At 71.9% G+C, this 22,310-nt stretch carries 23 protein-coding genes; 14 read left to right on the forward strand and 9 right to left on the reverse strand.

Going from position 1 to position 22,310, the window contains the following annotated elements:
• From BAY60_RS20725 to BAY60_RS20740, 4 genes are read right to left on the reverse strand one after another with little or no spacing between them, the layout of a single operon-like run.
• Window positions 1-1,056, reverse strand: a complete 1,056-nt coding sequence (locus BAY60_RS20725; RefSeq protein ID WP_112282728.1) for a LacI family DNA-binding transcriptional regulator — start codon at window positions 1,054-1,056, stop codon at window positions 1-3.
• 10 nt (window positions 1,057-1,066) lie between these two features.
• Window positions 1,067-2,584, reverse strand: coding sequence for an ABC transporter substrate-binding protein (locus tag BAY60_RS20730; RefSeq protein WP_112282729.1), 1,518 nt, complete (start codon window positions 2,582-2,584; stop codon window positions 1,067-1,069).
• A gap of 15 nt (window positions 2,585-2,599) precedes the next feature.
• A complete protein-coding gene (locus BAY60_RS20735) occupies window positions 2,600-2,935 on the reverse strand; it encodes a hypothetical protein (protein ID WP_112282730.1) in 336 nt (111 codons plus the stop codon).
• Between the two features lie 6 nt (window positions 2,936-2,941).
• A complete protein-coding gene (locus BAY60_RS20740; RefSeq protein ID WP_112282731.1) occupies window positions 2,942-3,907 on the reverse strand; it encodes a DUF6772 family protein in 966 nt (321 codons plus the stop codon).
• A 299-nt stretch (window positions 3,908-4,206) separates the two neighbouring features.
• Here BAY60_RS20740 and BAY60_RS20745 point away from each other — a divergent pair, with 299 nt between their 5' ends.
• Window positions 4,207-5,376 carry a phospholipase D-like domain-containing protein gene (locus tag BAY60_RS20745; RefSeq protein WP_112282732.1) on the forward strand — a complete coding sequence of 390 codons (1,170 nt, stop codon included), beginning with the start codon at window positions 4,207-4,209 and terminating at the stop codon, window positions 5,374-5,376.
• 69 nt (window positions 5,377-5,445) lie between these two features.
• Here BAY60_RS20745 and BAY60_RS20750 read toward each other — a convergent pair whose 3' ends face one another.
• Complete coding sequence (locus BAY60_RS20750) at window positions 5,446-5,943, reverse strand: hypothetical protein (RefSeq protein ID WP_245992720.1); 498 nt, start codon at window positions 5,941-5,943, stop codon at window positions 5,446-5,448.
• Between the two features lie 88 nt (window positions 5,944-6,031).
• Between BAY60_RS20750 and BAY60_RS20755 the strand changes: the two genes are divergently transcribed.
• From BAY60_RS20755 to BAY60_RS20785, 8 genes are all read left to right on the forward strand, one after another.
• Entirely contained in the window at window positions 6,032-6,694 is a 663-nt protein-coding gene (locus tag BAY60_RS20755) for a MerR family transcriptional regulator (protein ID WP_112282733.1), read from the forward strand.
• A gap of 8 nt (window positions 6,695-6,702) precedes the next feature.
• Window positions 6,703-7,047 (forward strand): TfoX/Sxy family protein, encoded by a 345-nt coding sequence (locus BAY60_RS20760; protein ID WP_112283492.1) that lies wholly within the window; start codon window positions 6,703-6,705, stop codon window positions 7,045-7,047.
• A gap of 44 nt (window positions 7,048-7,091) precedes the next feature.
• Window positions 7,092-8,054: an AraC family transcriptional regulator gene (locus tag BAY60_RS20765; RefSeq protein ID WP_170160494.1), complete on the forward strand. Its 963-nt coding sequence runs from the start codon at window positions 7,092-7,094 to the stop codon at window positions 8,052-8,054.
• Window positions 8,051-9,145 (forward strand): carbon-nitrogen hydrolase family protein, encoded by a 1,095-nt coding sequence (locus BAY60_RS20770; protein ID WP_245992721.1) that lies wholly within the window; start codon window positions 8,051-8,053, stop codon window positions 9,143-9,145. Before BAY60_RS20765 ends, BAY60_RS20770 begins: the two co-directional genes overlap by 4 nt.
• Window positions 9,142-9,264, forward strand: a complete 123-nt coding sequence (locus BAY60_RS38390) for a hypothetical protein (RefSeq protein WP_281272751.1) — start codon at window positions 9,142-9,144, stop codon at window positions 9,262-9,264. The genes BAY60_RS20770 and BAY60_RS38390 overlap by 4 nt, the downstream gene beginning before the upstream one ends.
• Window positions 9,265-9,318: 54 nt before the next feature.
• A complete protein-coding gene (locus BAY60_RS20775; RefSeq protein WP_112282735.1) occupies window positions 9,319-10,047 on the forward strand; it encodes a maleylpyruvate isomerase N-terminal domain-containing protein in 729 nt (242 codons plus the stop codon).
• On the forward strand, window positions 10,041-11,240 hold the full coding sequence (locus BAY60_RS20780; protein ID WP_112282736.1) for an MFS transporter: 1,200 nt from the start codon (window positions 10,041-10,043) through the stop codon (window positions 11,238-11,240). The genes BAY60_RS20775 and BAY60_RS20780 overlap by 7 nt, the downstream gene beginning before the upstream one ends.
• 64 nt (window positions 11,241-11,304) lie before the next feature.
• Window positions 11,305-13,356 carry an AfsR/SARP family transcriptional regulator gene (locus tag BAY60_RS20785; RefSeq protein WP_112282737.1) on the forward strand — a complete coding sequence of 684 codons (2,052 nt, stop codon included), beginning with the start codon at window positions 11,305-11,307 and terminating at the stop codon, window positions 13,354-13,356.
• A gap of 28 nt (window positions 13,357-13,384) precedes the next feature.
• Here the strand turns inward: BAY60_RS20785 and BAY60_RS20790 are convergent, their stop codons facing one another.
• The 4 genes from BAY60_RS20790 to BAY60_RS20805 form a co-directional block, all read right to left on the reverse strand.
• Window positions 13,385-14,116 carry a mycothiol-dependent nitroreductase Rv2466c family protein gene (locus BAY60_RS20790; protein ID WP_211330411.1) on the reverse strand — a complete coding sequence of 244 codons (732 nt, stop codon included), beginning with the start codon at window positions 14,114-14,116 and terminating at the stop codon, window positions 13,385-13,387.
• Between the two features lie 85 nt (window positions 14,117-14,201).
• Window positions 14,202-14,999, reverse strand: a complete 798-nt coding sequence (locus BAY60_RS20795; protein WP_112282738.1) for an ABC transporter permease — start codon at window positions 14,997-14,999, stop codon at window positions 14,202-14,204.
• An 8-nt stretch (window positions 15,000-15,007) separates the two neighbouring features.
• Complete coding sequence (locus BAY60_RS20800; RefSeq protein WP_112282739.1) at window positions 15,008-15,847, reverse strand: ABC transporter ATP-binding protein; 840 nt, start codon at window positions 15,845-15,847, stop codon at window positions 15,008-15,010.
• Window positions 15,848-15,861: 14 nt separating this feature from the next.
• A complete protein-coding gene (locus tag BAY60_RS20805) occupies window positions 15,862-16,938 on the reverse strand; it encodes an ABC transporter substrate-binding protein (protein ID WP_245992722.1) in 1,077 nt (358 codons plus the stop codon).
• A gap of 431 nt (window positions 16,939-17,369) precedes the next feature.
• On the opposite strand from BAY60_RS20805, the gene BAY60_RS20810 reads away from it, so the two are divergent.
• From BAY60_RS20810 to BAY60_RS20830, 5 genes are all read left to right on the forward strand, one after another.
• On the forward strand, window positions 17,370-17,843 hold the full coding sequence (locus BAY60_RS20810) for a Rieske (2Fe-2S) protein (protein ID WP_112282741.1): 474 nt from the start codon (window positions 17,370-17,372) through the stop codon (window positions 17,841-17,843).
• The gene (locus tag BAY60_RS20815) at window positions 17,840-18,955 is read left to right on the forward strand and encodes an amidohydrolase family protein (RefSeq protein WP_112282742.1); all 1,116 of its coding nucleotides are present in this window, start codon (window positions 17,840-17,842) and stop codon (window positions 18,953-18,955) included. Before BAY60_RS20810 ends, BAY60_RS20815 begins: the two co-directional genes overlap by 4 nt.
• Complete coding sequence (locus BAY60_RS20820) at window positions 18,952-20,025, forward strand: amidohydrolase family protein (RefSeq protein ID WP_112282743.1); 1,074 nt, start codon at window positions 18,952-18,954, stop codon at window positions 20,023-20,025. Before BAY60_RS20815 ends, BAY60_RS20820 begins: the two co-directional genes overlap by 4 nt.
• 80 nt (window positions 20,026-20,105) lie before the next feature.
• Complete coding sequence (locus BAY60_RS20825; RefSeq protein ID WP_112282744.1) at window positions 20,106-21,107, forward strand: LysR family transcriptional regulator; 1,002 nt, start codon at window positions 20,106-20,108, stop codon at window positions 21,105-21,107.
• 150 nt (window positions 21,108-21,257) lie between these two features.
• Window positions 21,258-22,256: a PDR/VanB family oxidoreductase gene (locus BAY60_RS20830; RefSeq protein WP_245992723.1), complete on the forward strand. Its 999-nt coding sequence runs from the start codon at window positions 21,258-21,260 to the stop codon at window positions 22,254-22,256.
• The last annotated feature ends 54 nt before the right edge of the window (window positions 22,257-22,310 follow it).

Here is a 22,310-nt window from a genome sequence, read left to right on the forward strand (position 1 = left end):
TCAGTGTGCTCTTCCTGCCCGGCTCGACGCGCGCACCACCAGCTCGGCGGGCAGGTGCCGCTTCTCCGGAGCGGACTCGTCGTCGCGGGCCTTCATCCGCTGTTGCAGCACATCGACCGCGGTGGTGCCGATGTCGGCGGCCGGAAGCCGCACGGTGGTCAGCGGGGGATTGAGGTAGGCGGCGAACGGGTGGTCGCCGAACCCGCCGACGAGCACGTCGCCGGGGACGCGCAGGCCGGCCTCGGTGAGCGCCCGGTAGACCCCGAGCGCGAAGTAGTCGTTGCCGACCATGATCGCGTCCGGCAGGTCACCGCCGCGCACGATCTCCTGAGCCAGCCGGTAGGCGTCGGCGGGTTCCCACGGCAGGGCCAGCGACTCGTGACGCCGCGTGGGCACGGCGCGCACCGGCTCGTGGGGCTGGAGACCGGACTCGGCCAGCGCCCGCCGGAAACCCGCGGTGCGGTCCTCGACCGGGGAGATCGGCAGGTCCTCCTCCAGCAGGCACAGCGAGCGCGCACCGCTGTCGATGAGGTGCCGGGTGGCGACGTAGGCGCCGTGTTCGTAGTCGACACCGACGAAGTCGAGGTCGAGAGCAGGGAAGTCACGGTTGAGGCACACCAGCGGAACCCCCGACTCGTCGAGCCGGGCCCAGTGCTCGCCGTCGCTGCGGACGGGAACGACCAGCGCGCCGTCGACGCCCCAGCGCAGCAGCGTCTCCGCCGCGGCGCGGTCCCCGTCCGGGCTCTCCTCGGTCACCAGCAGCATGAGCGAGTAGCCGTTGACCCGCCCCCGCTGCTCGATGGCGCTGATGAGCTGGGCGTAGAACGGGTTCGACGGGTTGGTGATGACGAGGCCGAGGGTCATCGCCGAGCCGAGCACGAGGGAACGGGCCATGGAGTTGGGCACGTACCCGAGGCGCTCGGCCTCGGCCTTGATGCGGGCTCTGGTGTCCTCGCCGACGCTGTCCTTGCCGGTCAGCGCGCGCGACACCGTGTTGACCGACACCCCGAGCGACTTCGCGATGTCCTTCAGCGTCACCCGCCGTGACTCCACCATGCGTCTCTCCTCAGGTCGCCAGCGTCACGCCACGCAGATCCGGCTGGTTGCTCGGCACCGGCTCGAATCCCTCGACCGTGCTGCGCAGACCGTAGGTGCTGATGAGCGCGGCCGGGAAGATACCGACGGCGTCGTCCCAGATGATCTTGCAGGCCTGACCGTAGAGGCGGCCGCGGGTGCGCCGGTCGGAGTCCTGGTGCGCCCGGCGCAGGATGCCGTCGAGCCGCGGGTTGCGGTAGCCCATCCGGTCGGCCTGCGAGTCGTACAGCCTGCCGAGGGTGAAATCGGCATCGCCGGTGGTCACGGTGTTGATCTGCAGATCCATGTCGAACTCCTTGGCGTTGAGGCGCCGCAGCCACTCCGCCTTCTCCAGGTTCTGCGGCTCGACGGTGACGCCGACCTTCGCCCAGTCGGAGATCATCGCCTGCGCGAGCGCGTCGGCCAGCGGCCCGGTGTCGCTGAACCACATCAGCGAGGTGCGAAAGCCGTCGCCCAGACCGGCCGCGGCGAGGTCGCGCTTCGCGGCGTCGGGGTCGTGCTCGTACGGCTGCTGCGGAGCGTGCCCGAACACGGTGGAGGGAATCGGCGCCGTCATCAGCTCGGCGCCGTCGCCGAAGAGGTTGCGCACGGTCCCGGCCACGTCGACCGCCCGCCACATGGCCCTGCGCACCCGCGGGTCGGTGAACGGCTCGCGCCCGCAGTTGAACCAGGTGAAGTAGTAGGCGTAGCTGGGCACGGTCTCGAGCCGGATCTCGTCGAGGCCCTCCAGCTCCCGCAGCTGGTCGGGCGGGATCGGCCACAGCACGTTGAGGTCTCCGGTGCGCAGCGCCGTGATCTGGCTGGAGGTCTCCGGGATGAACGGCAGCGTGACGCGGTTCAGCTTCGGCGTGCCGTTCCAGTAGTCGACGGCGGCCAGCCGCAGCTCGTCGGAGGGGGTGAACGCCTCCACCCGGAACGGGCCGCTGCCGATCGGCTTGCGGAAGAAGCCCTCGTCGTTCATCTTCGCCGCGGGCAGGATGAACATCAGCGTCAGGTTCACCGGCATGGTGCCCAGCGGCTCGCTGGTGGTGACGCGCAGCGTCGTGTCGTCGGGAGCGTCCACAGTGGATACCGACGTCCACAGTGCCGACTGCGCCGTGCCGGCGTCCTTGACGCGTTCCAGGGACGCCTTGACGTCGCGTGCGGTGAGCTTGCTGCCGTCGTGGAAGGTCACGTCGTCGCGCAGCGCGAACACCCACGTGTTCGGGTCAGGCTGCTCCCACGAGGTGGCGACGTGGGGGACCAGCTTGTCGCCGTCGCGGCGGATCAGCGTGTCGTAGATCAGCCGCCCGGCCAGCAGTGTGCTCTCGTCGACACTGCTCGGGCCGTGCGGGTCGAGGTCGTTGATGGGCTGGGCGAAGGCCGCGCGCAGCGCCTGCTCGGCGGCGCCCTGGTCGCCGCCGCCGACACTGCAGGCGGCGAGGTAGGCGCCGGCCAGGCTGATGCTGCTGATCTTGAGGAAGTCGCGCCGGCTGTGCGTGCTCACCATGGTGGTCTCCTATGCTCATTCCTTGAGCGTGAGATAGATCTGAACCTTGACCGATCCTTCGTCCCCCTCGACGGATCCGCGGATCCGCAACCACTGGCCGAACTCCCGCACCGGCCAGGAGATCATGCCCTCGCCCTCACAGACCTGCGGCGGGTACTCGGCGTCGCACCAGTGCAGGCCGTCCGGGGAGACCTGCGTGGTCAGCACCACCCGTACCGCGGGGGAGGAGGCGCGCAACACCTGCACGAACCAGCGGGCCTCCGTGGCCCAGCCGGTCTCGTACGGCTCGGTGGCGAAGTCCCCTTCCAGGACCCGATAGCGTTCGAGCACCGCGGCTTGTGACTGTCGCATGAGGACCTACCAATCCACCGAGATCAGGACCGAGTCCAGGAAGAGGAAGTTCCGGACGTCGGTGTGGGTGCGGGTGCTGACGTAGAAGTTGAGCAGGTTGTCCAGCGAGTCGTAGCGCTCGGCGTAGGCGGGAACGGGCACGTCGCGCATGTCGTAGACGCGGTCGTTGACCTGCAGCTCGACGTTGCGCTGCCGCTCGGTATCGAGCTGCCAGCGCAGGTAGTGCCAGTTGACCTTGGTCGGCACCTCGTTGTAGCAGAAGGACTGTGGCTCGCCGAAGTAGCGCCAGTCGTCCGGGTTCGGCGCGGTGAAGTCGTCGGTGGCGGCGAGCTTCGCCTTGCCCTCCAGGTGCTCCCTTGGCGTCGGCTCGGGCACGACCGGATACATCCAGCGGCGCGTGAACCGGTTCTGCAGGTCGGTGTTCTGGTACCGGGCGACGCAGTGGTAGCGGACGCCGCGGTCGTCGCAGATGTCCGTGGCGACGGTGAAGGCGCCGAACTGCTGCTCCGAAGGGTGGATGTTGCCGTCCCAGTCGCCCGCTCCGGCCTTGCGGGCCGCGCCGTTCTCCTCCGAGGCCGCCTCGGCCTTGTAGGTGAAGTACGTCTCGAACTGCACGAGGCCCTTCTTGGCCATCGTCAGCCGCCGGATGGCCACCGCGGTGTGGCCTGCGAGGGGCCGGGTGGCGACCTTGAGCGCGTAGGTGCCCGTCATCGCACCGTGGGTGCCGACGTCGAAGAACGTGCAGGAACTCAACTGCGGCGGGCGGAAGTCGCGCATGTGGTCGTCGACGGTGTCGAGGTTGCCCTCGCCGTCGTGGTTGCCGATGAGCTCGGTCCAGCCGTGGGTGCCGGAGTTGAACTGGTCGAACACCAGAATGCGGGAGAGCGGGTTGTAACGGGACAGCGCCGGGTCGGCGTCGAGCATGGCCCGCCGCAGACTGCCGGCGAGCGGTGTCTCATTGGAGTAACCCAAGGTTTCAGCTCCTGAGGAGAGGCGTGAGCGCTCCGGTAGTTAACGTTCACGTGAGCGCTAATTCGAGCTGGGTGAACGTTAACCCTCCGGCTTGGCTGAGTCAACGGTGCCGCCTGATGAAAACGCCGGACCCTTGACAGTCGCTCCGCCGCGGACATAGATTGCCTGCTCGGCAGCTCCATTAACGTTAACTTTAACGTTAATGCTGCGTGTCTCTTCTCTCCCCGAAGACGTCATCAGCTGTTGGTTCCGCGTTCGCGCACACCGGGCACTGTGGCCCCGGACGAAAGGACCGATCGATGCGTGTGAAGTCAGTACTGACCGCCGCCGCGCTGGCGGTGGCCCTCACCTCGGCGCCCGTGGCGAGCTCCGCGGCCGAGCAGACCGCGCGGCCGTGCGGTGACGCCCCGGCCGCGCCGGTGGCCACCGGCGCGGTGTTCAACGACCCGGCGGGGGGAGACCCCACGGCGATCGTGCGGCAGATCTGCTCCCTGGTGCGGCAGGCGCCGAGCGGGTCGCGCATCCGCGTCGCCCACTTCGTGATCTCCGGCGAGGCCGGCCTCGACGTCGCCACCGAGCTCGCCGAGGCACACGAGCGCGGCGTCGACGTGCAACTGGTGCTCGACGGCTGGCAGGTGGACAACCCCGCCGTCGAGCTGTTGCGCCGCACGCTGGGCACCGACGAGTCCCGGCGGTCGTGGCTGCACGTCTGCACCGGCCTCTCGCCCGAGGGCAACACCGCGGCCTGCATCGGCACGAAGGGCCAGCACAACAAGTTCTACCTGTTCTCCCAGACCGGCGGCGAGTCCGATGTGGTCGTGCAGTCGTCGGCCAACTTCACCGACCTCAACTCGACGACGTACTGGAACAACGCCGTCACCCTGCCCGGCAACACCCGGCTGTACCGGGCGTACGACGCCTACTTCGAGGACCTGGCCGCCGAGCGGCGCACCGACGACTACGCGCGCACGACCACGACCGGCATGCGCGGCGGATCGGTGACCGCCTACTTCTTCCCGTTCGCGACCGGCGATCCGGTGCTGGATTTCCTCGCCGGGGCGGGGTGCGACACGCGCACCACCATCCGCATCGGCATGTCCGAATGGGACACCTACCGCATCGGCATCGCCGAGCGGCTGCTCGAACTGGCGCGCCGGGGCTGCCAGGTGCGTATCGTGCACGGCAAGCTCGACGCCGAGGTCCGGGACGTGCTCTCGGGGCATCCGAACATCGCCCTGCGCGCGCTCGACGACGCCGGCGCGCTGCCCGGCCGCATCCACTCCAAGTACCTGCTGCTGGAAGGCCGCCATGGCGGCGACCGGCACGCGCGATGGGTGCTCACCGGCAGTCCGAACTACAACCACACCTCGTTGCGGCGCAACGACGAGGCGATGATCAAGACCAACATCGGCTCGCTCTACGAGCAGTACGAGGACAACTTCGCCACCATGTACACCGCCGCCGGCTGAGTCCCCGCCCCAAGCTCCCCAATGCGGCATTCGCTCCACTGGATGGAGCGAATGCCGCATTGGGGAGATCTAACGTGACGAATGTGGCATTGGGGAGCTTGGGGCGGCGGCGTGTGCGGTGTGCTCGTGCCTGCGCCGGTAGACGAGTGCCGCCATCGCCAGCAGCATCACGCCGTGCCCGATGCCCATCAGCGCGCCACCGGAGACGACGCCGGCCCAGTAGGGCGGCAGCAGCACGACGAACGGCAGGTACATCGCCAGCGTCATCTCGACGATGGAGCCCCGGCTGTGGCGGCGGAACCACATCCAGCCCGCCATCGCGACGGCCATCTCGGTCGCCATCACCATGGCCCTGGCGTCGGTGTGGTCGAACACGGCCGACCAGCCCGCCGCGGAGAAGCCCCACCGGACGAGCGGGCCGAGGATCGCCATCCCGAGCCCCATCGCGATCGACATCTCGACGAAGTGCAGCACCGCCCTGCGAGTGACCGAACGGGTCGGTGCGGGCGCGCCGTGGTCGTGTTCAATGCGGGTCGGATGCCCATGGGAAACGCCGGCGGTTGTCATGGCTCCTCCAGAAATGGATAGCGGAACTATCTATAATGGGAAGCTACACTATCCATGTGGCGATGTCTACCGGAAGGAGCGCGAGCGCATGCGGATGGCGGAGCTGAGCCGGGAGTCGGGAGTCGCGGTGGCGACGATCAAGTACTACCAGCGGGAGGGACTGCTCCCGCCCGGCGAGCTGACGAGCCCGAACCAGGCCCGGTACGGCGCGGCGCACGTGCGCCGCCTCAAGCTCGTGCGTGCGCTGCTCGAGATCGGCGGGCTGTCCATCGCGGCGGTGCGGGAGGTGCTCGCGGCGATCGACGAGCCGGGCGTCTCCACCCACGACGTCCTGGGCGTCGCGCAGCACGGGCTGCCCGCCGTGAGGGCGGACCTGGGCGACGAGGACCGCGCGTGGGCGATGAAGCGCGTCGAGGCGATGGCCGCCGGGCGGGGCTGGGAGCTGCACCCGGAGTCGCCGCTGACCGACTCGCTCGTCGGTGTGCTCTGCGCGCTGCGCGACGTCGGGCACGAGTGGGTGCTCGACGCGCTCGACCGCTATGCCGAGGCCGCCGATCAGGTCGCCGGCGCCGACATCGACGCGGTCGCGCGCCTCGGCTCCACGGAGGCCATCGTCGAGGGCGCCGTGGTGGGCACGGTGCTCGGTGACGCCCTGCTCGCCACGCTGCGCCGCCTCGCCCACGCCGAGGTCTCGCGCAGGCGGTTCCAGAATCCGCCGCCGGTGCCCCGGCAGGAGGATTCCGGGCGATAATGCCCGGCATGGCCTACGATCCCGACCTCGCCGACCGCATCCGGGCCCTCGTCGGCACCGAGCGAAACCTCACCGAGCAGCGGATGTTCGGGGGCTTGGCGTTCCTCGTCAACGGCAACATGTCGGTGGCCGCGAGCGGTCAGGGCGGCCTGCTGGTGCGCCTCGGTCCCGACGAGGGCGACACCGTGACCGAAGGCGAGCACGTGCGGCCGATGGTGATGCGCGGCCGTCCGATGCGGGGGTGGTGGCAGGTCGACGCCGAGGCCCTGGACGCCGCGGGCGAGCTGGAGCGATGGGTCGGCCGCGGTCTCGCCTACGCGCGGTCGCTGCCGCCGAAGCCTGCCCGCGCCTGACCGCGCCGGTGGACAGCCGGGCGGCACGGGGCGATACTCCCGCCATGCCCAGCGTCGACCGGCGTGCGCACACTCGCCTCAGCACCGCCGAGGTGGCGGCGCGGGAGGCGTTCGCGTACTGGCGGGAGATGATCTGCGCGACGTTCGTGCGGCTCGCCGCCGAGCCGGTGTCCGACGCGGACTTCAGCGGCCGGATCGACCACGTGCCGGTGGGCGAGGTCGAGCTGTCCACGGTGGTCGCCTGTGGCCAGCACGTTCGCCGCACCCGTGGCCTGATCGCGGCGGACACCGGGGAGTTCCTGCTGGCCAGCATCCAGCTGCGCGGTGAGGGCCGCGTGGGGCAGGACGGCCGCACGGCGATCCTGACCCCGGGCACGATGGCCTTCTACGACAGCACGCGGCCCTACACGCTGCACTTCGACCAGCCCTTTCACCAGCTGGTGGTGCAGGTGCCGAAGAGCGAGCTGCTGCTGCGGGACAGCCGCGATCTCACCGCGCGGGCGCTCGGCCCCGGCACCCCGGGTGGGGTCGTGTCGTCGTTCTTTCGCTCCCTCGCCGAGGGCGCGGGTTCCGGCGCCGCGGAGCTGACCGTGCTCGTGCCGCACGCGATGGGCCTGCTCTCGGCCGCGGCGTCCTACGCGGGCCGCCTCGCGCCCGCCCGGCCCGCCGCCGACGCGTGGGCTCGCGAGCGGGTGCTCGGCTTCCTCCGCCGCCACCTGGCCGATCCGGCGCTCGACGCCGAGACGGTGGCCAGGGCCTGCCACGTGTCCCGCCGCACCGTCTACCGCCTGGCCGGTCCCGGCGGCGTGGCCGTCCAGCTCCGCAGGCTGCGCCTGGAACGCGCCAGGGCGCTGCTGCTGGCCGAGCCGCTGCGTCCGGTGGCAGGCATCGCGGCCGACTGCGGCTTCGACAGCGAGTCCGGCTTCTACCGCGCGTTCCGCGCCGCCACCGGGCAGACCCCGGCCGAGTACCGGCGCAGCCACGGCTCCGGCACAGCCGGACAGTGACGACGGCACACGCGGTCAGCCGCGCGGCCGCGCGGCCGGCGCATCGTGACACCACCACGGTCAACCGACGATCCGATGTGGAGGTCACCATGGACAGCACGGTGCGGGTGGCGGCAGTGCAGGCGGAGCCGGCGTGGCTCGATCTCGCGGCCGGTGTCGACCGGACCATCGACCTGATCGGGCAGGCGGCCGCGGGTGGCGCGCAGCTCATCGCGTTCCCCGAGACGTTCCTGCCCGGCTACCCGTGGTGGATCTGGCTCGACTCTCCCGCGGCCGGCATGGCGTTCGTGCCCCGGTACGCGGTCAACTCGATGACCCGCGACGGCGCCGAGCTGCGCGCCATCGCCGACGCCGCGCACAGGCACGGCATCCACGTCGTGCTCGGCTTCAGCGAGCGTGCGGGCGGCAGCCTCTACATGGCGCAGGCGTTCGTGTCCGGCACCGGCGAGCTGATCTCCGTGCGCCGCAAGCTCAAGCCGACCCACGTCGAGCGCGCGGTGTTCGGCGAGGGCGACGGCAGCGACCTGCAGGTCCACGACACGGCACTGGGCAGGCTCGGCGGGCTCAACTGCTGGGAGCACCTGCAGCCGCTCACCAAGTACGCGATGTACAGCATGGGCGAGCAGATCCACGTGGCGTCGTGGCCGAGCTTCTCCGTCTACCGGGGAGCGGCCACCGCGCTCGGGCCCGAGGTCAACACGGCGGCAAGCCTGATCTACGCCGTGGAGGGGCAGACCTTCGTCGTCGCCCCGTGCGGTGTCGTGGGCGCGGCGGCGCAGGAGACGTTCTGCGACAGCGACCTCAAGCGCCAGCTGCTGCCGCCCGGCGGCGGCTTCGCGCGGATCTACGGCCCGGAGGGCTCGGTGCTGGCGGAACCACTCGCCGAGACCGAGGAGGGCATCCTCTACGCCGACCTGAGCCCGGACCTGCTGGCCATCGCCAAGTCGGCGGCCGACCCGGTGGGCCACTACTCCCGGCCCGACGTGCTGCGGCTGCTGGTCAACCGCAACGCGGCCCCGCAGGTGATCGAGGCGCCGCCGGAGGCGCAGCCCGCCATGGAGACCTTCCCGCCCACGATGGCGCCGGCGTGAGCGCGCGGGCGACGGAGCAGGCGATCCCGCCGCGGCCGGCCGTCCCGGCCACCGGAGACCAGCACGTCGAGTACCTCGCCTGCCCTCCCCGGACCGGGCTGCGGCGCGCCGTGGGCTGAGCGGGGGCAGCCCGGCGTCAGCGTCCCGTCAGGGGGTGCTGCTGGGATCGGGACATGACGACACCGGAGGAGGGGCGGGGTGCGGCGGCGACGCTCGCCGACGCGGTGTGGGAGGCGGCCCGTGACGCCGCCGCCGGGCAGTTCGGGCTGCTCGTGTCCCGGATCGCCGCGCTGGGCGAGGCGGAGCTGGCGGCGCCGACGCGGCTCGAGGGCTGGTGCGTGCGGGAGCTGCTGGCCCACCTGACCCGCAACGTCGACGCCGTCCGGTCCGGCCTGGACGCGCCGTCCCCGCCCCGCGCGGAGATGGACCTTGCCGGGTACTACGACGGCGCGGCGCCGGTCGCGGCGGCGGTCCGGCAGCGTTCGCTCGACGACGCGGCCGGGCTCTCCGGACGAGCGCTGCGGCAGCGGTTCGCGGCGACGGTCGGCCAGGTCGGCGCCAGGCTGGCGGCGGTTCCCGGCGACCGGGTGGTGCGGGTGCGGCTGGGCAGCGTGCGCCTGTCGGACTTCCTCGTCACCCGGTGCGTCGAAGGTGTGGTGCACGGGCTCGACCTGGCCAGGGCCGTCGACGCCGACCCGGCGGGGTTCGTGCATCCCCCCGCGGCCTCGGCGTGCGTGCGGCTGCTGGCGGCCCGGGCGGCGCGACAGGGGCAGCCGGTGTGCCCGCCTGCCGTGACGGCACCGGTGGACACCGCCGTGATCCGGTTCGTCGAGCACCTGACCGGGCGCGCGACCGAGGGCGACCTCGGTGCGCTGGCCGCGGTCGCCCCGGTCCTGTGCTGAGGGCGGGGCCGCGGCCCGTCGCGGTGTTGTGCGCGGGGTCGGCCGTGCTGCTCATCGGCATGGGACTGCGGCAGGCGTTCGCGATGTTCCTGCATCCGGTGACCACCGAGCTGCACTGGTCGCGGGAGAGCTTCTCGCTCGGCATCGCCGTGCAGCTGCTGGTGTGGGGCTTCTCCCAACCGGTGGCGGGGGCGATCGCCGACCGCTACGGCACGGGGCGCGTCGTGTTCGGCGGCGGCCTGCTCTACGCCGCAGGGGTCGGACTGTCGGCGCTGGCCTGGTCGCCGGTCCACTTCGGATTGACTGTGGGCTGCATGGTCGGGATGGGCATGGGCGGCGCGGGATTCGCCGTCGTGCTGGCCGGGATGGTGCGGGCGATGCCGCCCGAACGCAGCTCCCTCGTCATGGGCATCGGCACGGCGGCCGCGTCGGTCGGTCAGTTCCTGCTCGTGCCACTGGCCGCCGGGCTGATCAGCGCTCGTGGCTGGGCACCCGCGCTGGCGTTGCTGGCGGTGGTGGCCGCGGCCATGTGCCCGCTGGGGTTCGCGCTGCGCGGCAAGCCAGCGGCGCGTGCCGAACCGGCGGGCGGCGGCGCGCTCGCGGCCGCCCGGCAGGCGTTCGCCCACCCCGGGTTCGTCATGCTGACGCTGGGCTACTTCGTGTGCGGCTTCCAGCTGGCGTTCATCGGCAACCACCTGCCCGCCTACCTGGAGGACCTGGGCAGCTCCGCGGCCGCGGGCGCCATGGCGCTGTCGCTGGTGGGGCTCTGCAACGTCGTGGGCTGTCTCGTCTTCGGCGCGCTCGGCGACCGCTATCCGAAGAAACATCTGCTGGCCTCGATCTACCTCGCGCGGGCCGTGGCCATCACCTGGTTCGTCCTGGCCCCGCCGTCCCTGCCGGGGCTGGTCGCCTTCGCCGCCGTGATGGGCTTTCTGTGGCTGTCGACCGTGCCGCTGACCACCGGGCTGGTGACCGAACTGCTCGGCTCGGCCCACCTGGCGATGCTCGGCGGGCTGGTGTTCTGCAGCCACCAGGTGGGCAGCTTCCTCGGCGTGTGGCTCGGCGGGCTGATCTTCGACCACACCGGCAGCTACACCGCGGTGTGGTGGGCCTCGGTGGTACTCGGGCTGCTCTCGGCCGCGCTGCATCTCGGCATCAGGCGGGCTCCCCGGACCGCCGTGGCGCTCGCCTGAGCGGGCGCGGACGCGGGCCACCGCACTATGACAGCTGTCATAGTCCCCGGGTACGATCCTCGGCGTGACCGTGCGGTTTCTGGTGCTGGGCCCGGTGGCGCTGCTGCGGGGCGACCGGGGCGAGGTGCTGCCCGGCCGCCGGGAGCAGGCCCTGCTGGCCGCGCTGCTGGCCCACCGCAACGCCGTCGTCCCGGCCGAGCGGCTCGCCTCGTGGGCCTGGGCGGGGGAGACGTCGCCCAGCCGCAACGCCCTGCAGGCGCGCATCTCCCGCCTGCGTGCCCTGCTCGGCCCCTCCGGTGCGGCACGGCTGGAGTACCGCGCGGGCGGCTACCGCCTGCTCGCCGCGCAGGGCGAGGTCGACGCCGACCGGCTCCACGCCGCGCTCGACGAGGCCCGTCTGCTGCTCACCGGTGGCAGGCCCGCCGAGGCCGGGCGAGTGCTCGCGGCGGCGCTGGCCCTGTGCCGGGGAACGCCGTACGCGCCCTACGGCGAGGCGCCCTTCGCGACCACGGCGGCGGCCGCGCTCGACGAGCAGGTGTGCGCCGCGCGCGAACTGCGGGCCCGCGCCGCGCTGGAGGCGGGCCAGCTGCAGCACGCGATCGCGCTGGGCACCCAGCTCGTGCGGGAGCGGCCGCAGCGGCCGGACGGGGCGCACGTGCTCATGTGCGCCCTGCACCGCGCCGAACGGCGGAGCGAGGCCCTGGCGGTCTACGACACCGTGCGCCGCGCGCTGGCCCGCGAGACCGGCCTCGAACCGGCGCCGGAGCTGCGCACGCTGCAGCGGCAGATCCTGCGGGAGGAGCGCGAGCGGGCCGCCGCCACCACGCTGCCCGGCCCCGGTGGCCCGCTGGGCGGCGACCCGCTCGGCACCGTCCGCTGGCTCGCCGCCGAGGGCGAGGTGGACGCCGCGCTGCGGCTCGGCGTGCGCTGTGCGTGGGGCTGGTCGCTGACCGGTGAGCGCGAGCAGGCCAGGGCCCTGCTGCACGAGCTGCTCGTGCTGCGACCCCGTCCCGGCGATCGGGCGCTCGACCTGCGGGCCAGAGCGTGGGCCGCGGCGCTGGGCGCGCACGGCCCCGAGGAGCACACCGCGCTGCGGCAGGCCCGCGACGCCCTGGCCGCACTCGCGGGCACCTGGACGGTGAGCGACGCAGTGGCCGCCGTGCTCGTCGCCGAACGCCACCACGAGCGTGGCGAGCCCGCCCCGGCACGGCGGCTGCTCGCCGACGCCACGCACGCGCTGGGCGCCCACCACGACGAGTGGGGACTCGCGCTCACCCGCCTGGTGCGGGCCAGGGGCCTGCTGCTCACCGGCGCGTGCGACGACGCCGAACGCACGGCGGCCGGGGCGCTGCGATGCTTCCACGCCCTGTCCGACCCGGCCGGCGAGCTGGCCGGTCTCGACCTGCTGGGCTACGCGAGCGAGGTCCGCGGCCAGTACGACCACGCCGCGCGGCATCACCTCACGGCCGTCCGCTACGCCGAGCAGGCGGGGTGGCCGCACGCGCACGGTATGCAGCTCGCGCGCCTGGGCAACGTGCTGCACCTGGCCGGCGACCAGCAGGGCGGCCGCACCCGGCTGCGGCAGGCGCTCGCGCAGGGCCGCCGCAGCGGGTCGGCGTTCGTCGAGGCCTTCGCCCGCAACGGCCTCGCACTGGTCGCCGCCCGCGCGGGGCAGCACATGCGGGCGGCACAGGCCCACCGCAGCGCGCTGCGCTGGTACCGCGACACCCGCTCACACTCCGGTGTCGCCTTCACCGCCGCCGCCCTGTCCCGGCTCACCCCGGACGAGGCCGAGGCCGCCGCCCTGTGCCGCGAGGCCTACGCCGCCGCCGTCACCACGGCCGATCCCCGGTCGGTGGCCTATGCGCTGGAGAGCGCGGCCGTCCGCGCCGCCTCGCCCGCCGAGGTGGCCGCCCTGCACGGCGCGGCGGCCGCCCTGCGCGAGCGCGCCGGGCGCCCGTTGCCCGCAGGCGAGCAGCCGGACCTGGACCGTGCCGTGCGGCGGGCCCGGCAGGTGCTCGGTCCGGCTTTCGCGCGGTACCGCGACGCCGCCGCCACGGCCGCCGACGGCGGCACCGGCCCCGGCGAGCTGCCGGCTCTGACCGCGGGCTCGTAGCCGGTGACAGGCGGCCGGCCGCGCCGCTCTACTTCGTGAGCCGCCTGCTGCCGCCGTGCCAGTCCTCCTCCATGCCCGTCTCGCCCGGCTCGACGCCGAACGCGCGCAGCTGCGGGCGTTCCCGCAGGCTGCGCTTCAGCTCCGCGAACCCGGGGAACGAGGCCAGCCCGACGACGTGGTCCCACAGCCGCACCGCGTCGTCGTCGCCCGGCAGCCTGCTGATGACGGGGCCGAAGAACGCCGTGCCCTCGGGCGGTCCGAAGTGGATGATCGGGGTGCCGACGTCCTTGCCCGTCAGCGACAGCGCCTCGTCGGTCTCGGCCTGGATGAGCTCGTCCCAGTCGCCGTCCTCCAGGGCGTCCGCGAGCGCCGCAGGCAACCCGGCCTGCTGCAGCAGCGGCTCGACGAAGGCCCGCTCGCCGTAGGCGGCGGTGTCCCGCCCCGCGGAGGAGGGTGCGTCGAACGTCTGCGTGCCGATCGCCTCGTACAGCGGCCCGACGGCGTCGCGGCCGTGCTCGGCCCTGGCCTTCGCCGCCACCCGCAGCAGCCGCAGACCCGCGGTGTGCCCGGCCTCGTAGCCCGCCGGGAAGTGCCGTTCGTAGTCGACGCCGGCGTTGACCAGCCGCAGTGAGATGAACCGCCAGTCCACCGTGTAGTCGCGTCGCGCGACGACCTTGCGCACCCATTTGCTGGTCATCCAGGCGAACGGGCACACCGGGTCGAAGTAGAAGTGGATGTCGGTGCTGCTCGCGCCGGTCACGGCAGATCGCTCCTTCCCGGCCCGGACTCCGCCCCGGACCCTCGGACCCGACTATAGGCGCCGGGCACCGAGGGGGCCCGGCGTGTCAGGCGTTGACGTCGTGCTGGCTGTACACCGACTCGTGCCACGGGATGAAGAACCGTTTGAGCCCGTTGACGACGAAGTAGAGCAGCAGGCCCAGCACCGAGAGCAGGATGATGACCGCGAACAGGGCGGGGGCGTTCAGCTCGTTGAGGGTGCGCACGACGAGGTAGCCCAGGCCCTCGCTGCCGCCCAGGTACTCGCCCACGATCGTGCCGATGATCGCGAAGACGATGCCGACCTCCATGCCGGCGAACACGTACGGCATCGTGCTCTTCAGTTCCAGATGCCGGAACGTGTGCCAGCGGCTGGCGTTGAGGGCGCGCATGACGTCGCGCTGCCCGGACTCGACCGACCGGACGCCGAGCTGGACGTTGAGCATGATCGGGAAGAACGCGAGCATCGCCGACATGATGATCTTCGACGTCATGCCGAAGCCGAACCAGATGACGAACAGCGGGATGAGCGCCACCTTCGGCACCACCTGCGAGGCCACGATCATGGGCCGGAGGCTGTACTCCATCCAGCGGACCTTGCCGAGGATGGCGCCGACCGTGATGCCCGCGCCGAGCGCGATGAGGAAGCCGGCGATCGTCTCGGTGGCGGTGACCCTGGCGTGCGCCCAGGTCTCCGGATCCTGCACGAGGTCCACCAGGCTCGCCAGGACGGTGCCCGGCCGCGGAAGCACGAGCTCGGACATGTTGTTGACCCGCACGAACACATCCCACGCCAGGAAGAACACGGCCAGCAGCAGTGGCGTGCTGATCCAGGGCAGCCACCTGCCCATTCGCTGAGGAGACATGGCCGGCCTCATTCCTCTCCGTCGAGCGCGTGACGCAGCTCGCGCACGATCTTGCCGAACTCGGCCTCGGTCTCGACGTCGATGTCACGCGGCCTGGCGAAGTCGACGTGGGTGATGCCGCTGATGCGCCCCGGCCGCGGGGTCAGGTGCACGACGCGGTCGCCCAGGAAGACGGCCTCCGCGATGTCGTGGGTGACGAACACGACCGTGGCGTTGGTGGCGAGCGCGATCCGCTGCAGCTCCAGGTTCATCCGCTCGCGGGTGAGCGCGTCCAGCGCTCCGAACGGCTCGTCCATCAGCAGCAGCTTCGGGTGCGTCGACAGCGCGCGGGCGATCGCGACGCGCTGCCGCATCCCGCCGGACAGCTCGCGCGGGTAGGACTTCTCGAAGCCCTGCAGGCCCACCAGCTCGGCCAGCTCCCTGGCGCGTTCGCGCCGCTCGGCCTTGCCGTCACCACGCAGCTGCAACGGCAGCGCGATGTTGTCGAGCACCGAGTACCACGGAAACAGGTTCGCCTCCTGGAACACGACGCCCAGCTGCGACACCACCGAGGAGTCCACTGTGGAGCCGTCCCACAGGGAGCGTCCCTCGACGAGGATCTTGCCCTCGGTCGGGGACAGCAGCCCGGCCAGCATGCGGAGCAGGGTGGTCTTGCCGCAGCCGGAACGGCCGATGAGCGAAACGAACTCGCCGTCGGTGATGGTGAGGTCGATGTCGTCGAGGGCCTGGGTGGTGGCACGTTTGGTCCGGAACTGCTTGCCGACCCCGGTCAACTCCAGCTTCGGCGGTGCCGCCGGGGCGGGAGTCCCGGCTGCGGCGTCGAGCGTCTCGGCGTGGTGGGCGGACATCGGGCTCCTTGGGCTCAGGCCTGGGATTCGGGCAGCATGCTGTTGTCGAACCACGAGGTGGCGTCCCCGCCGGGCTTGGCGATCCCGGCCTTGGTCAGTTCCTCGTAACCGGCGAGCCAGGCGCTCTCGTCGGTGACGAGCAGGGGCTGATCGGGGTCGCCTCCGGTCCAGATCTCGCGCATCTCGCCGAGGCTCTTGCGGGCGATGGTGTCGTCGTCGAGCGTGGCGAAGGAGTACTTCTCGCGCAGCGTGGCGAGCGTCTTGTCGAAGTTCTCGTCGGCGACGTAGGCGGCCAGTGCGTCGTGGATGCCCGCCATGAAGCCCTTGAGCGCCTCGGGGTTGTTCTTCATGACCTCCCTGGTGCTGACGTAGACCTGGGTGTCCGCCTTGACGACGGTACCGGGGTCGAACACGCCAGCGTCGTCGTGTTGGGACTGCACGATGTTGGCGGTGTCGATGCTCACCGCGTAGCCGGCGATGCGGCCCTGCTGCACGAGCGTGAACGTGCCGGGGGTGAGGCCGGTGACCTGCTGCTGCGTCTTCGCCGGGTCGAGTCCGGCGTTGGCCAGCACCAGCGACACCACCTTGCTGCTGGTGCCGCCTTCCGAGGGCACCCCGATGGTCTTGCCGACGAAGTCCTCCGGCTTCTCCAGCGGGTCGTTCTTGCTGTAGACGATGCGCAACGAGGAGCCCCGGCTGAGGGTGCCGATGTTCACGATCGGCTGCTTCGACTCCGCCACGGCGGTCATCACGTCGATCTGGCCGATGCGGCTGACCGGACCGACGCCGGAGAGCAGCGTCTGCATCGCCTGAGGAGAGCCCTTGACGGCCTGCAGCTCCACTTCCACACCGTGCTTGGCGAAGTGCCCGCCCGCCACGGCGAGCAGCTCCGGCGACATCGACAGGGTCTCCAGCGGCAGCAGGCTGAGGAACGTCATCGCGCCCTCGCCGCCACCACCGCCCGCGGCGGGACTCGACCCACAGGCCGACAGCAACGTGGGGCCGGCGGCCACGGCGGCGGTGGCCATGGCGGAACGCCTCAGGAAGGCCCTTCTGGACAGTGAGGACGGGATCAGCGATTGGGTCGACACGATCTGTCTCCTAGTTCCCTTCGGCCGGCCACCACCCTGTGACCGGCTGGAGGGAGGTTGGCCCGATCCGGCGCCTCGCGTCAAGCGCGCGGTCAGTCCACACGAGCACCGGCGAGACCCGGTTCCGGCCGCCCCGACGGCATGGCGGGCGGCCGTGCGCAGGCGCCGGACGGCGGCATCCCGCGTGCCTCGTGCGGCGGTCCCGCGCGCCGGGCGCGCACTGCCGTTTTCCCGCGCTGGCCTGGGGAATCGGGTGTCCCGTGCCACCCGGGTTCGTGCGGCGGGACCGGGGTCCGGCACCGACCGGACATGCCCCGGCGCGCCACCGTGACCGACGGCGAGGCAGGCCCACCGGTATCGACGCCGTCTATGCACGGCATCGGAACTTTCACTTTCCCGCCACTGAGCGGAGATCTCTACTGTCGTCAGACATGAGGATCGTGGTTTCCCGGCTCGAGGACTTCCCGCCGGGCGAGCGCCGGATCGTGCAGGCCGGACGCCGCTCCATCGGCGTCTTCCGGGTCGGTGACAACTTCTACGCGCTGAACAACTACTGCCCGCACCAGGGTGGCCCGCTCTGCCTCGGCACGACGCAGCCGTGGGTCACCTCGGCCAGGCCGGGGGAGTTCGTGCTCGACGAGCAGGAGGCACTCGTGGCGTGCCCGTGGCACGGCTGGGAGTACGACCTCGCGACGGGCCAGTCGTTCCTCGGCCCCGGCGAGCCGCCGGCGCGGACCTACGACGTCAAGGTCGAGGTCGCCTCCGGCGAGGGAGAGCCCAAGGGCGGCCGCATTCCGGGTCCCTACGTCGCCGAGACGTACCCGGTGCACGTCGAGGACGCCTACGTGGTGGTGGAGACGACCAGCGGTTCTCGGCGCCGCGAGACACCGGGAGGTGAAGGGTGAGCAACACAGCAGTCGCCGAGGCGGCGGGCCGCACGGCCGGCAAGCCCGGCTACACGATCGTCGATGCCGACATCCATCCGTCGGCACCGGCGGCGGAGATCCGCGCGCGATTGACCGGCGACCACCTGGCGCGCTGGGACATGTTCGGCAGCAGGGTGCCGGGGCCGCCGGAGATCTACCCTCGCGTGCGCAACGCCGGTTTCCGGCTCGACGCCTGGCCCGAGCAGGGACCGCCCGGCAGCGACCTGAGGCTCATCCAGGACCAGCTGCTCGACGAGTTCGAGGTCGACCACGGCATTCTCATCCCGCTGCAGGGGCACAGCTGGGGCGCCGAGGAGCCGGAGTACGCGGCCGCGCTGTGCCGCGCGCTCAACGACTGGCAGCGCGACGCGCTGCTGGGTCCCGAGCCGAGGCTGCACGGCTCCATCGCGATCCCCATGGAGTCGCCCGACCTCGCCGCCGAGGAGATCGCCCTGCGCGCGGACGATCCGCGGTTCGTGCAGATCCTGCTGTCCACGGGCGGAGAACTCGGCTTCGGCCGCAGGCGCTACTGGCCGATCTATGCGGCGGCGCAGGAGGCCGGGCTGCCGATCGCCGCGCACACCGGCGGGCTGGAGCAGCACCGCGGCGCGGGCTGGCCCTCCTTCTACCTGGAGGAGCACGTCTGGAACGGCAACATGATGGCCGCGCTCATCCTGAGCATGGTGAGCGAGGGCGTCTTCGACCGGTTCCCGGACCTGCAGGTGATCTGCGTCGAGGGCGGCATCGCGTGGGCGGGCCCGCTGATGTGGGCGCTCGACGACGCCTGGGAGCGGCTGCGCACCGACGTTCCGCACCTGCGCAAGCCACCGTCGGAGTACGTCCGCGAGCACTTCTGGTTCACCACGCAGCCGATCGAGGAACCCGACGACCCCGGCGACCTGGAGATCACCCTCGGCCACGTCGGCATGAACGAGCGGATCATGTTCGCCTCCGACTATCCACATTGGGACTTCGACTCGCCGCGGCACGCGCCGCGCGTGTTCCCCGCCGCGTTGCGCACCGGGATCATGGGTGCGAACGCGTGCCGGTTGTACGGGCTTGCCGACCGGGCCGCGGAGGCGGTGCGATGACCGCCGCGGCTCCCGCAGGCACCGGCACGATCGACACCGACGTCCACTGCGCACCGGCGAGTCTGGCCGACCTGACGCCGTACTTCGAGCCCTACTGGCGCACCTACGTGCTGGAGGGCGGCGTGTCGCTGTCCGCAACACAGGGCCTGGCCTACCCGCCACAGGCGCCGACCACCGCGACCCCCGAGGCGCGGGAGGCGGGGCTCACTCCGGCCAGGACGGTCGGCGACCTGCGGGCACACGTGCTGGACCCGCAGGGCCTGCGGGCGGCGCTGCTGACGTGCACGGCGTCCTTCGCGTGCAACCGCAACCCGTACTACGAGGCGGCACTCACGCGCGCGGTGAACGACTGGATGATCACCGAGTGGCTCGACGCCGACGACCGGCTGCGGGCCGGCATGGTGGTGCCGACGCTGGACACCGAGGCCGCCGTGGCCGAGATCGAGCGGATCGGTGACGATCCCCGCGTCGTGCAGGTGCTGTTGCCCACCCGCACCGACGCCCCGTGGGGCAACAAGCGGCACCGCCCGCTGCTGCGGGCCGCCGCCGAGCACGGGCTCGTGGTCGGGCTGCACGCGTGGGGCCGGGTCGGCAACGCGCCCACCTCCAGCGGCCTGACGCACACGTACCTGGAGGACTACCTCGCCAACTCGCAGACGATCGTGCAGGCGCAGGTCGCCAGCCTGGTCACCGAGGGGGTGTTCGCCGAGCTGCCGGACCTGCGGGTGACTTTGCTGGAGTCCGGGTTCTCGTGGCTGCCGACCCTGCTGTGGCGGTTCGACAAGGACTGGAAGGGCGTGTGGCGCGAGGTGCCGTGGCTGGACAGCAAGCCGTCCGACGTCGTACGCGGGCACATCCGGCTGACCACCAACCCCGCTCACCTGCCGAGGCAGGCCACCCAGGTGCGGCAGGCGCTGGACCTGCTCGACGCGAAGGCGATGCTGCTCTACTCCAGTGACCATCCGCACGACCACGGCACCGGGCACGACCGGCTCGTCGCGGCGCTCACGCCCGACGAGCGGGACGCGATCTTCGCGGGCAACGCCGCGGAGTGGTACCGCCTCGGGTAGCGGATCCGGCGCGGCCCGGCGGCCACCCGGCCGCCGGGCCCGTCCTTGACAGCCGATCGGCGGCGGCCGCTAATAGAACCATGGGTTCGGGCCGGGGCAACGCCGCACGACGGCCGGCGTCGCTGGCCAGCCTGGATCTCAACCTCCTGGTGTTTCTGCGGGAACTGCTGCGCGAGCGCAACGTCACCAGGGCCGCCGAGCGCGTCGGCGTCAGCCAGCCGACCGCGAGTGCGGCGCTGGCCCGCCTGCGCAGGCACTTCGGCGACGAGCTGCTGGTGCGTTCGCGCGGCTCGTTCGTGCTGTCCCCGCTGGCGGCGCAACTGGCGCCCCAGGTGGAGCCCGTCTGCGCGAGCCTGGAGCGGTTGTTCTCCACCAGCGCGGAGTTCCGCCCCGCCGAGTCGGATCGCGAGTTCACCCTGTTGATGGCGGACTACGTGCTCGTCACGCTGGGCGAGCAGCTGTCGCGGGAGATGTTCAAGACCGCACCCGGCATCCGGCTGCACGCGAAGGTGCTGCAGAAGCTGCCCGCCGACATTCCGGAGGCACTGCGGCTCATCGACGGCATCGTCTCCGTCGGCAAGGCCGAGCTGCACGCACCCGGGATCCATTCGGTGGAACTGTTCCGCGACCGGTGGGTGTGCATCGTCGATCGCGACAACCCGGTCAGCGAGCGACTCGAACTGGCCGACCTGGAACGGATGCCGTGGGTCGTGCCGCATCACCCGGACGGCGGCTACCCGCCGAGCTCGCCGCTCGGGCCATTGATGGCGCGGCTGGCCACGCATCCGCGGGTCGCCGTGCGCGTCGACAGCTACCGCGCCACTCCCTACTTCGTGGCGGGCACCGACCGGATCGCGATCATGCAGCACCGCCTCGCCCGCCAGTTCCGCGGCCGCGCGGACCTGCGCGTGCTCGAATGCCCCGGAGATCCGCCACCCATCGTGGAGAAGCTGTGGTGGCACGAGGAACGGGAAACCGACGAGGGGCACCGGTGGCTGCGCGGCGTGGTGGAGCGTGCCGCCCGCCCGCTCGATCACCGCAACGCCCTCGCCGCCAGGACACGCCACGCCGCCTCGGCGTGAATTCGCCTGCGGCACAAGACATTTGACCGGTCTCCCGTCGCGACACCCTGCCGTCCGACTTCGGTCATTCGCTGCCTGCTCCGGTGTGCGACCGTCCATTAGCGTCGCCGATCGAGCCCGGAAAACCTTGCCCGGCAGGAGATGATCGACGTGACCTGTTCCTCGACGGCGACCACCGTGACCCGCAGGACGCGGGAGGTGGCCTTCGACGGCGAGCTCCGGATCGTGTCCCGGCGGGCCGAGGCCGACGGGGTCATCTCGCTGCGGCTGGCCACCGGAACCGGGGATCCGCTGCCGGAGTGGTCTCCGGGCGCGCACCTCGATGTGCTGCTGCCCACAGGGTTCGTCCGCCAGTACTCGCTGTGCGGCCCGGTGGAGGATCGCTCGACGTGGCGGATCGGCGTGCTGCGGGAGAGCGACGGCAGGGGCGGCTCCGCCTGGCTGCACGACAACGCCACCGAGGGTGGTCTGCTGCGGGTACGCGGGCCACGCAACAACTTCCCGCTGCTGCCCGCCCGTCGCTACGTGTTCATCGCGGGCGGCATCGGGATCACGCCGCTGCTGCCGATGATCGCCGAGGCGCAGCGCGCTGGCGCCGACTGGGTGCTGCACTACGGTGGCCGCACGAGCACGTCGATGGCGTTCCTGCCGGAGCTGCGCGGCCACGCCGGGCGCGTGCTCGTCCGTCCGGAGGACACCCAGGGCAGGCTCGACCTCGCCGCCGTGCTCGGCGAACCGCAACCGTCCACACTGGTCTACTGCTGCGGTCCCGGCGGGCTCATCGACGCGGTCCGGGACCGCTGCCGCGGCTGGCCCGCTGGCAGCCTGCACGTCGAGCGGTTCACCCCGGTCGAACCGCCCGAGGACGAGGTGGCGGACGGGCCCGCCACCGAGGTGGAGTGCACGCGTTCCGGGGTGACGCTGACCGTGCCGCCGGGGACCTCGATCCTCGAGGCCGCCGAGCGAGCCGGAATCAGCGTGCTGTCCTCGTGCTCGGAGGGCATCTGCGGCACGTGCGAGACCGAGGTCCTCGGCGGCGAGGTGGAGCACCGTGACTCCGTGCTCACCGACGAGGAGCGGGAGGAGGGGGAGACGATGATGATCTGCGTGTCCCGGGCCAGGGGCGGCCGGCTCGTCCTCGACCTCTGACGGCTGCCGCTCCAGGTGCCCGCGCGGGGGCGAGATGACCGTACGATCGGTCGT

Origin of the sequence: Prauserella muralis (genome assembly GCF_003202285.1) — a bacterium.
GTDB lineage: Bacteria > Actinomycetota > Actinomycetes > Mycobacteriales > Pseudonocardiaceae > Prauserella_B > Prauserella_B muralis.

What these genes read in the sequence shown, in the direction of transcription:
- BAY60_RS20725 (WP_112282728.1), bottom strand. Translation starts at nt 1,056, where the DNA reads ATGGTGGAGTCACGGCGGGTGACGCTGAAGGACATCGCGAAGTCGCTC.
- BAY60_RS20730 (WP_112282729.1), bottom strand. Translation starts at nt 2,584, where the DNA reads ATGGTGAGCACGCACAGCCGGCGCGACTTCCTCAAGATCAGCAGCATC.
- BAY60_RS20735 (WP_112282730.1), bottom strand. Translation starts at nt 2,935, where the DNA reads ATGCGACAGTCACAAGCCGCGGTGCTCGAACGCTATCGGGTCCTGGAA.
- BAY60_RS20745 (WP_112282732.1), top strand. Translation starts at nt 4,207, where the DNA reads ATGCGTGTGAAGTCAGTACTGACCGCCGCCGCGCTGGCGGTGGCCCTC.
- BAY60_RS20750 (WP_245992720.1), bottom strand. Translation starts at nt 5,943, where the DNA reads ATGACAACCGCCGGCGTTTCCCATGGGCATCCGACCCGCATTGAACAC.
- BAY60_RS20755 (WP_112282733.1), top strand. Translation starts at nt 6,032, where the DNA reads ATGCGGATGGCGGAGCTGAGCCGGGAGTCGGGAGTCGCGGTGGCGACG.
- BAY60_RS20760 (WP_112283492.1), top strand. Translation starts at nt 6,703, where the DNA reads ATGGCCTACGATCCCGACCTCGCCGACCGCATCCGGGCCCTCGTCGGC.
- BAY60_RS20765 (WP_170160494.1), top strand. Translation starts at nt 7,092, where the DNA reads ATGCCCAGCGTCGACCGGCGTGCGCACACTCGCCTCAGCACCGCCGAG.
- BAY60_RS20775 (WP_112282735.1), top strand. Translation starts at nt 9,319, where the DNA reads ATGACGACACCGGAGGAGGGGCGGGGTGCGGCGGCGACGCTCGCCGAC.
- BAY60_RS20795 (WP_112282738.1), bottom strand. Translation starts at nt 14,999, where the DNA reads ATGTCTCCTCAGCGAATGGGCAGGTGGCTGCCCTGGATCAGCACGCCA.
- BAY60_RS20800 (WP_112282739.1), bottom strand. Translation starts at nt 15,847, where the DNA reads ATGTCCGCCCACCACGCCGAGACGCTCGACGCCGCAGCCGGGACTCCC.
- BAY60_RS20810 (WP_112282741.1), top strand. Translation starts at nt 17,370, where the DNA reads ATGAGGATCGTGGTTTCCCGGCTCGAGGACTTCCCGCCGGGCGAGCGC.
- BAY60_RS20820 (WP_112282743.1), top strand. Translation starts at nt 18,952, where the DNA reads ATGACCGCCGCGGCTCCCGCAGGCACCGGCACGATCGACACCGACGTC.
- BAY60_RS20825 (WP_112282744.1), top strand. Translation starts at nt 20,106, where the DNA reads ATGGGTTCGGGCCGGGGCAACGCCGCACGACGGCCGGCGTCGCTGGCC.